Source organism: Alcanivorax sp. HI0044, assembly GCF_001634945.1.
The window spans coordinates 1-392 of the sequence record NZ_LWEZ01000858.1 but is presented as its reverse complement, the minus strand read 5'-3'; the positions used below and the strand labels follow the sequence as shown (position 1 = coordinate 392).

Here is a 392-nt window from a genome sequence, read left to right as displayed (position 1 = left end):
TGGGCGTGTTCCTGGGCATGGTGGGCATGTCTGCGCTGTTCAACGTTATCGGGTCCGAGACCAACGCCATGTTTGGCATGCCGTGGTACTGGCACCTGAGCGTGGGCGGTTTCGCCTTCGGCATGATTTTCATGGCTACCGATCCTGTGTCTGCGTCCATGACCAACACCGGTAAATACATCTTCGGTGCCCTGATTGGTGTGATGACCGTCCTGATCCGGGTCATCAACCCGGCCTTCCCGGAAGGCATCATGCTGGCAATTCTGTTCGGTAACCTGTGTGCGCCGCTGATTGACTACTTTGTCACTCAGTCAAACATTCGCCGTCGTCTGCGTCGTACCGGGGGAGAAGTGTAATGGCTGGAAAAAATGAAAGCGTCAGCAAGACCCTGC

General features: G+C 55.9%; 1 protein-coding gene. It reads left to right on the top strand.

What is annotated here, in order from left to right; genetic code table 11:
• Positions 1-356: RnfABCDGE type electron transport complex subunit D (locus A3730_RS10130; RefSeq protein WP_197477418.1), on the top strand; the 356-nt coding region annotated here is incomplete at its 5' end.
• Positions 357-392: the final 36 nt, after the last annotated feature.